We start from the raw sequence: 8,805 nt of genomic DNA on the forward strand, positions 1-8,805 counted from the left end.
CCATGGCCCCGGCATAGGTTTTTTAATCTTAATCATGTCAAAAGTACTGTCATCAAACCATTGCACTTTTTCATGATCAAATTCATTGACCCGTATTTTACTACCGTCAGGTCTAATAAGAATAATAGGCTTACTACCACTTTTACGATAAAAAATTAACGTTATTTCATCTAAGTTGGCATCAAGACGAAATCGATTATCAAAATAAGGAACTTGATTGGTTATATTATCCTTTTGATAATATTCAACGCGCGTTTTACTCAACTTATCTACTTTACTGCTATTTTCTATATCACTATTAATCAATGCTCCAGCACTAAATGAAGTAACAATAAAAAGTAAAGCAGCAGACAAGCTTGATACTTTATTTTTTTTAGCGTTAAAACACTGATGCTTAGTTATTTCCAAAGTGGCTCCCCTCCTTTTTTGGCTATTACGGCAACACGATCGGCATGTGCATCTAATTCATCGGCCGAAGCAGCAATAACCTTTAATTTATTCCGTGTAGACGGTAGCCGTCTGATGGCATTAACATCTGTATTGTTGCCATCACCAACAGAAAAATCTAATGTTGACTGCAAGCGCGTCATTTCTATATAGACAAAGGCCAATAATTGCGCATCAATCAATGCCCCGTGATAAGTACGGTCGATTAATTTATCTACTCGGTAGAATCGTGCTAAGTAATCTAAGGTCTTGGGTGAGCCAAGTTTTTCTTTTGACACCTTCAGAGTATCGGTAATAGTACAGATGTCTTCCGTCATAGGTACTTTGTCTTGGCTGCGATTCATAGAGTTGAACAATGAAAATTCATGATCCATAAAGCCAACATCGAACTTTGAGTTATGTATTACTAGCTCAGCGCCGCGAATAAAATCAATAAACTCATGAACTACCTGAGAGAAAATAGGTTTGTCATTTAAGAATTCATTGGTTAAACCATGAATGTTTATAACCTCTTGTTCCATTTCGAACACATTGCCGCGTTGGTCAAGGGGTTTTATATACGCATGAAAGGTTCGGCCTGTTAATTGACGGTTGACCATTTCAACACAACCAATTTCTACAATTCTGTGCCCTTCTCTTGGATTAATACCAGTAGTTTCAGTATCCAAAATGATTAAGCGCTGATCTTTTTCTGCCTCTGGGCTGTCGGGTATATTATTCACTTGCGGGCCTTTTATTTAATGTCTATCACGCATTAAGTTTAATGTGATGACTATTTTTCTGGTAGCGTTTGAGGAAATTCGATTAAGTTAATTTGCATACGTTTACTAGTAAAGCATAGAGTAATTAAAGCAAAGACAATCAAGCCTTGGCAAATTAACCATGGCATGGAAGTCAATTGCCAGAATATAAAGCCAATAAGGTTAATGGTGAAGTCAAAAATTAACGCCCCTATCAACAATGCTCGACAATAAGGCCATAGGCTTTTTACCCAGTTTGGTGCATTAGGCCGACGTAGACTAATGATAAGTACAACAAATAAACCAATTAAGCCTGACACCAAGCTTAAAAAGAATAAGTTTGTGTCTGGATAAACCCACTGCATGGTTGACACTCGGTCTTTCATATTCGTTACGGACATAAGCCAAACTAGATAGCCACGTAAAACAAACAGTAACACCAGATAAAAACGTTTTGATAACTTTAAACAGTCAAATTTATCAAAATCTTCGATGGAATACTGTTGATATTGTTTAGACACCTGGCATTTTCTCATTTTTCAATTGACGCTCTTGCTGTAATAAATGCTGGGCAGCTGTAATGGCCTTCACCGCCTTAGAATTAAATTCACGGGTATATAAGGTGTAAACGACCCATAAACTCATCAAGACAAATAAAAGTGGGTGAAAAAACCAACACATTGCTGCTATGGCAAAATAATACGATCTCAAGCCGTAGTTATAAGAATGGGCAGCTTGGTCTTGCACTATCGCCATTTGCTTTGCATAAGCCAATAAATTCTCATTTGTGCCCGACTGATCAAAGGGCGTCGCGCCTATCATGACATTTAAAAAACCGTATTGGCGCATCGACCAAGTAAATTGAAAAAATGAAATAACAAAGATAAAGGCTAATAAGCTGAGTTTTAATTGTATGGCTAAATGATTAACATCGGCGGCAAAGGGTAATGAAGAAATAACCACCGCCAAGGTTTCGACTTTTGCGAATAAGGTAAAAATACCGGCAAGGATCAACAAGGTGCTAGACGCAAAAAAAGCAATGTTACGTTCCAAATTGGCGAGTAAAGCAGCTTCTGAAACCCTTATTTCACGCGAAATCACTTCATACATCCAATGAATTCGATGTTGATGTAAAGATCTGGCGATGCAGTCTGTGGTCTTGGCTTTTTTTCGAGCAAATACGGTATAACCATACCAAGCGACAACGAAAACAGCTAAAGCTAAAATATCGACTAGGGTAAAAGGCAAATTCAATTCCTTAATACGTAACAGGGACAACAAAAAAATGATTATACGCCAACAATTTTTATTGACCAACAACTTCATTTAATTCCTAAAAATACGCTTTGAATTACCACAAGTATTTAGTGCCAGTAATAATTACCGAGTAAGTAATACCGATAAAGAATACCTATTTAAAGTATTGCTAGCATAAAAATATGGCTTTAAATAGAATCATTATTTAGCTTTTCATAGCCTAACAAACTAAGCACTTGAGTTTTATAAATAATTGAATAACACTGGCACTATTACAATCCACCGCGTGTTAGCATTTAAGTCATCACTCGACATTCAAGGAATTTCAATGATAAAGATTAAACAACTGACGTTGTTACTGGCGATTTCAACCACACTGACTGCTTGTAATAGCTCTTCTGCCCTGCCAACACAGGAATCATTACCAGGCAGTTGGCTCGTTGAGTCAATTAAGGATAAAGCTGTCATCACTAAAAGTACTGCTCAATTAAACTTTGATCAGCAAAACAGATTAAGTGGCTCTGCATCGTGTAATAACATATCCTCGAGCTATACCCTAGAGCACAACTCGTTAAACATTGGCCCAATGGCCGTAACTCGGAAAATGTGTTTACCTGCTTTAATGGAGCAAGAGTCTCGATTATTGCAAGCCCTAGGCAAGGTAAAACGTTTCCAATTGAATAATGGCGAACTATCAATGTACGACCAACAAGGCAGTTTGCAAATAAAAGCAAATAGAACAAAACCATAAGCTAGCATTTAAGTAATATCAAAAAACAAGCTTTCTATACTTTTTTGCTATATAGCAATATAAGTTATAACAAAATATCACTTCATTTTTTATAACAAAAAGCTACTCTTATGCTGTTAATACAACTAATTCCACAGGATCCAATATGTCTAAAATTTTCGAAGACAACACCACAACCATAGGTAATACTCCTTTAGTTAAGCTAAACCGAGTGATTAATGCTGAAAATGGCGCAAATGTGTACGCTAAAATAGAAGCGAGAAATCCAAGCTTCAGCGTTAAATGTCGTATTGGCGCTAGCATGGTTTGGGATGCTGAAGAAAAAGGTTTATTAAGCCCAGGAAAAGAAATTGTTGAGCCTACCAGTGGCAATACAGGTATCGCTTTAGCGTTTGTGGCTGCAGCGCGTGGCTATGCCATTACCTTAACCATGCCAAGCACAATGAGCTTAGAACGTCGTAAATTACTCACCGCTTTAGGTGCAAAAGTTGAATTGACTGACGGTGCTAAGGGTATGGGTGGCGCAATTGCTAGAGCCCAAGAGCTTAAAGATTCAGATCCAGAAAGATATGTATTATTAGGCCAGTTTGACAACCCAGCTAACCCAAAAATACATGAAGAAACTACAGGACCAGAAATTTGGAATGATACCGATGGTAATATAGATATCTTTGTTTCTGGTGTTGGTACTGGTGGTACTCTTACTGGTACAAGCCGCTATATTAAACTAACCAAAGGTAAAGCCATTACTACGGTTGCCGTTGAGCCTGTAGACTCGCCAGTGATCAGTCAAGCACTTGCTGGTGAAGAATTAACACCGGGTCCTCATAAGATTCAAGGTATAGGTGCCGGCTTTATTCCTGGTAACTTAGACCTTGAAATGGTTGATGCCGTTGAACTGGTTTCTAATGAAGACTCTTTTGCTATGGCACACCGCTTAATGAAAGAAGAAGGCATTCTTGCTGGTATTTCATCAGGCGCCGCAGTTGTTGCTGCCAAGCGTATAGCTGAACGTCCTGAAAATAAAGGTAAAAATATTGTCGTCATTTTACCAAGCTCTGCGGAACGTTACCTATCAAGTGCGTTATTTAGCGAGAGCTTTAGCGATAAGGAACTTGTTCAATAAAAATTATTGAATTAATTTACTTTTGACTAAAGACACTTCGGTGTCTTTTTTCGTTTCAAACATCGTCAAAGAAATTTCACTTCACTTTAGCAAAGTAATTACGTTATTATTAAGCATAATGTTTCTACTTTTGACTTATTTATCATGCGCCATTTAAAAATCATTCTATCTTTTTTGTTATTAAGCTCAGTCTTTTTATTAACGGCTTGTGATAGTGATGATTCAAAAAAAATCACTACGGTTAATAACCCTGAAATAGTTGCCTTAGCTTTTTTCGATGCCCTGTATAATGAAAAAAACATTGAAAAAGCGGCTTCCGTTTGTAATCCTAAGTTAGCACGACTTATTCTTCATTATCGCTCACCGCAAGCAGTCGCCCGTCACCTGTTTAATATGTCATACGACAAAGTAGAAATGAGACCGGATAGTAGCGGTGTTAAAATTCGAGAACAATTTAAAGGTACCGCTAATATCACCGTTTATTTTGATGGCTATTACCAAGACAAACGTATTAAAGAAGTTAAACGCTTAGCGATTGTCCAACGTGATGGTAAGTGGTTTATTGATAAAATATTAAAAGACCCTTTTTAAAGCTCCTCTCCCATAATTAAATATAAGATAAAATAATGTTAAAAACAGGTACCTACCAACACTTTAAAGGCAACTTCTACCAAGTACTTCATATTGGTCGGCATAGCGAAACTGAAGAATATATGGTGGTTTACCACCCAGCCGATAATAAAGAAGATATATGGCTGCGCCCTTTAACTATGTTTGATGAAACGATAGAGCGAGAGGGGAAAACATTAAAACGCTTCAGCTTTGTTAAGCCGTAGCGCTTTAATTGTTAAAAGTAAGTGTTAGAAATAAGGTTGTTGTTGATAAGTAACTTTAGCCAATAGAAAAAAAGGGATGTTCTTGCCATGGCACTTTCTTATGCTGTATGTCAGTCACATCGGCTTGCTCTGGCCCATGGGCAAGCCACACTAGCATTTTTTCAATATTAATTTGTTCACCACAAAGTAATACTTCTACATCGCCATCGGCTAAGTTACGCGCATAGCCACTTAAACTATATTCAATGGCTTGCTGTTGAGACGAGGCTCGAAAATAAACCCCTTGTACCCTACCTGAAATATGCGCAATATAGCTAACATTCATAGATTTTTCTCTTATTAAATCACTATTATTATCAGTAAAGTTTGCACCTAAGACAGTCATTGTCTAAAATCGGCACAAATTCCTCTTTCACCGAATAAATCCTCGTTTAATACTCGGTATTTATTCATTAAAAATAAGTATAGACCTATGTCAGCAAGAATTTCTTTAAATGTTGGTCGTGAAAAATCATTATTACGTAAACACCCATGGATTTTTTCGAAAGCTATAAACAAAATCAAAGGTAAACCTATGCTAGGCGATACCGTTGATGTATTCGATAGTAAAGGTAACTGGTTAGCTAAGGGTGCATATTCACCTGAATCTCAAATTAGAATTAGAATCTGGAGCTTTGACGAGCATCAAGAAATCGATCGGGATTTTTTCTTTAATAAGTTACAAAAGGCACAAGTTAGACGTGACTGGTTTATTGCCCAAGGTAAATTAACTGGCTATCGATTAATTGCTGGTGAGTCTGATGGTCTGCCCGGCGTTACTATTGATAAATATGATAATTTTCTAGTTTGTCAATTACTTAGTGCTGGTGCAGATTTTCATCGTTACACGCTAGTGAGCTGTTTAAAAGAGCTTTACCCTGATTGCCATATCTATGAACGCTCTGATGTTGATGTGCGTAAAAAAGAAGGCTTAGAGCCGGTAACGGGTTGGTTAACTGAACCACAAGACTCTACCGAGTGTGTAATTGAAGAACACGGTATCAAAATACATGTTGATATTGCTACCGGTCACAAAACAGGGTTTTATCTCGATCAACGCGACTCTCGCTTGACGGCCGGTAAATTTGCCAAAGATAAAACTATTTTAAATTGTTTTTCTTATACCAGTACTTTTGCATTACATTGCGCGGCAAACAATGCCAAAGAAGTGATTAATGTCGATGTATCGCAATCGGCCCTTGATATGGGTAAACGTAACTTAGATTTAAACGGTCTAGCTGATGCCAACGTTTCTTTTGTTAAAGCTGATGTATTTAAGTTATTGCGTACCTATCGAGAAGAACAACGTCGCTTTGATATGATTATTCTTGACCCGCCTAAATTTGTTGAATCAAAAGCACAACTAACCGGCGCTTGTCGTGGCTACAAAGACATCAATATGCTGGCAATGCAATTATTAAACCCTGGTGGTATTTTGTTAACATTTTCTTGCTCGGGCTTAATGGAAGCAAGCTTATTTCAAAAAGTGGTTGCCGATGCCGCATTAGATGCAAAAAGAAATGTCTATTTTGTCGAACGATTACAACAAGCCGCTGATCACCCTATTTCATCTAATTACCCAGAAGGTTATTATTTGAAAGGTTTAGTTTGTCAGGTTGAATAGTCAAAACCTCAGACAAATCTTCAGATAAAACACTTATGTTAGTGATGGCTATGGATGGCCATCTCAATAAAAAAGCATCTAAGATTGATGATTTTCATGCTAAAACGCTTAAACAGCTTTTAAATTAAAAATTATTTTATTGAAAAATATCACTTAAATAACTGCTTCTATAAAACAAATATCGCTACGATAGCACTCACCTCTCCTTTATATTGCCGTTATTTTACATAACGTTAACAAACAATTCATAAAAATAAACTTGACATTAAACAATCGTTAACAGTGAAGATATTCCTCCTTTCAACATTTACGCTCAAAATTTGATCGATTTTTATATTGTATACGATATAAAGTATATGTTAGGTTTTATTTACTTCATGGATGAAGCTGTTTTCATGAAAATTTATCCATGAAGAAAGAAAATATAATACTAAAAACAAAAAGGAATATTGATATGAAGCTTAACAAGCTATTTATTGCTAGCTGTACTTTGCTAACAATGGCCTCGGCACAGGCCACACACATACCGCAAGCGCCACAACAAGCCCCACAACAATCAAGTGTGCAAACTATTGAATTACACAGTGGTCATGCACAGAAAAACCCCGTGGATATTAAGGCACCAACTCCTCAAAGGGACAAGCAGGCCACTGCTACCCCTTTAACAAGTATGAATAGCAAGTCAGTGCAGCCAATGTCATTACAAGCAGCTGCGAGTTGTAATGTTAATGCTTTTGCCACATCGAACTCTTCGACCTTGATCAATGAAATTAAAACTCAAGGTCCTAACTGTGTTAATGAATTGTTTAATGCCTCAGCTGGCATTCAAACAAGCGCCTATAGTTCAGACAACATGTACGCCGTGGCTAATCATGTAAAAAACTTATCACAATCATATGCCGGTGGCGGCGATGTTAATATTGAAGCAATGTTTCTTTATTTACGCGCGGGCTATTATGTCGAGTTCTACAACAACGGGGTAACTTTTGTATCTTGGGTAAAACCTGCGGTTAAAGGCGCAATTGATGCATTTGTTAACAATGCCAATTTTTACCAAGATAACGATGGCCATGGCAAAACCCTTTCAGAAGTTATCATCACTATGGATAGCTCTGAGCAACAAGATATATATTTACCTGTTGTTAAAGAATGGTTAAGTCGCTGGAATCAAAGTTATGGTAACAAATGGAATATGCGTAGTGCCGTTAATGGTATCTTCACTATTTTATTTCGCGGCCAGTACAATACTAACTTTAAAACCTTAGTGAATACCGACACCACTTTAATCAGTCGCTTAAATAACTTTACTCAGCAAAGCTGGATGATTAACAGTGAATCTGAATACCTTATCTCTAATGCGGCCCGAGAATTAGGTCGAATGAAGATGTACGGCACGGCAATTCAGGCTACCGTTGATTCAGGCCTAAATAGTATTTTTACCAATTATGTTAACTTTGGTAATGGCGATGCTGTTTGGTTAGGTGCTGCTGATACCGCCACCTACTATGGTAACTGTGCTGATTACGGTATATGTGGCTATGAAGTTGAGCTAGAGGCAAAAGCGTTATCGCAAACTTATACTTGTAGCTCAACCCTTATAATCCGCTCACAAAACCTAACCTCTGCACAGCAATCATCCGCTTGTTCGGTGTTAGGTGCTGAAGAAAGTTATTTCCACAACAAAACACAGTCTGGTAATGTGCCAATCCCAGGTGATACCAACAATCAATTGCAAATTAATATTTTCGACAGCAGCAATGATTATGGTAAATATGGCGGCCCTATCTTTGATATAAACACCAATAATGGTGGTATGTATTTAGAAGGTGACCCATCTGTTGCTGGTAATATTCCAAATTTCGTTGCCTATGAAGCCTCTTATGCTGAAGCGCCCCATTATGTTTGGAACTTAGAACATGAGTACGTACATTACTTAGATGGTCGTTTTGATTTAGCCGGAAACTTTAATTCTCCAACTGAAAAAG

General features: G+C 37.4%; 10 protein-coding genes and 1 pseudogene. 6 read left to right on the top strand and 5 right to left on the bottom strand.

Going from position 1 to position 8,805, the window contains the following annotated elements; genetic code table 11:
- The 4 genes and pseudogenes from HRT50_RS15855 to HRT50_RS15870 form a co-directional block, all read right to left on the bottom strand.
- A pseudogene (locus HRT50_RS15855) lies at window positions 1-408 on the bottom strand (TIGR03503 family protein); the annotation flags it as partial.
- Window positions 399-1,169 carry a DNA polymerase III subunit epsilon gene (gene dnaQ / locus HRT50_RS15860; RefSeq protein WP_291616237.1) on the bottom strand — a complete coding sequence of 257 codons (771 nt, stop codon included), beginning with the start codon at window positions 1,167-1,169 and terminating at the stop codon, window positions 399-401. The gene dnaQ and the pseudogene HRT50_RS15855, both read right to left, overlap by 10 nt.
- A gap of 50 nt (window positions 1,170-1,219) precedes the next feature.
- Complete coding sequence (locus HRT50_RS15865; RefSeq protein ID WP_291616239.1) at window positions 1,220-1,708, bottom strand: DUF2919 family protein; 489 nt, start codon at window positions 1,706-1,708, stop codon at window positions 1,220-1,222.
- Window positions 1,701-2,435: a DUF599 domain-containing protein gene (locus HRT50_RS15870; protein WP_291616241.1), complete on the bottom strand. Its 735-nt coding sequence runs from the start codon at window positions 2,433-2,435 to the stop codon at window positions 1,701-1,703. The genes HRT50_RS15865 and HRT50_RS15870 overlap by 8 nt, the downstream gene beginning before the upstream one ends.
- A 337-nt stretch (window positions 2,436-2,772) precedes the next feature.
- Here HRT50_RS15870 and HRT50_RS15875 point away from each other — a divergent pair, with 337 nt between their 5' ends.
- From HRT50_RS15875 to HRT50_RS15890, 4 genes are all read left to right on the top strand, one after another.
- The gene (locus tag HRT50_RS15875; protein ID WP_291616244.1) at window positions 2,773-3,195 is read left to right on the top strand and encodes an META domain-containing protein; all 423 of its coding nucleotides are present in this window, start codon (window positions 2,773-2,775) and stop codon (window positions 3,193-3,195) included.
- A 145-nt stretch (window positions 3,196-3,340) separates the two neighbouring features.
- On the top strand, window positions 3,341-4,321 hold the full coding sequence (cysK, locus tag HRT50_RS15880) for a cysteine synthase A (protein WP_291616246.1): 981 nt from the start codon (window positions 3,341-3,343) through the stop codon (window positions 4,319-4,321).
- A 144-nt stretch (window positions 4,322-4,465) separates the two neighbouring features.
- Window positions 4,466-4,912, top strand: coding sequence for a hypothetical protein (locus HRT50_RS15885; protein ID WP_291616248.1), 447 nt, complete (start codon window positions 4,466-4,468; stop codon window positions 4,910-4,912).
- A 35-nt stretch (window positions 4,913-4,947) separates the two neighbouring features.
- A complete protein-coding gene (locus HRT50_RS15890) occupies window positions 4,948-5,157 on the top strand; it encodes a DUF1653 domain-containing protein (protein WP_291616250.1) in 210 nt (69 codons plus the stop codon).
- Between the two features lie 55 nt (window positions 5,158-5,212).
- On the opposite strand, the gene HRT50_RS15895 is transcribed toward HRT50_RS15890, so the two are convergent.
- Complete coding sequence (locus tag HRT50_RS15895; protein WP_291616252.1) at window positions 5,213-5,482, bottom strand: acylphosphatase; 270 nt, start codon at window positions 5,480-5,482, stop codon at window positions 5,213-5,215.
- A gap of 147 nt (window positions 5,483-5,629) precedes the next feature.
- Here HRT50_RS15895 and HRT50_RS15900 point away from each other — a divergent pair, with 147 nt between their 5' ends.
- Window positions 5,630-6,820 carry a class I SAM-dependent methyltransferase gene (locus HRT50_RS15900; protein ID WP_291616253.1) on the top strand — a complete coding sequence of 397 codons (1,191 nt, stop codon included), beginning with the start codon at window positions 5,630-5,632 and terminating at the stop codon, window positions 6,818-6,820.
- 454 nt (window positions 6,821-7,274) lie between these two features.
- Window positions 7,275-8,805, top strand: a 1,531-nt coding sequence (locus HRT50_RS15905; protein ID WP_291616255.1) for a collagenase, incomplete at its 3' end; no start/stop codon positions are given.

This window comes from Colwellia sp., from assembly GCF_013215345.1.
Taxonomy (GTDB): domain Bacteria; phylum Pseudomonadota; class Gammaproteobacteria; order Enterobacterales; family Alteromonadaceae; genus Colwellia.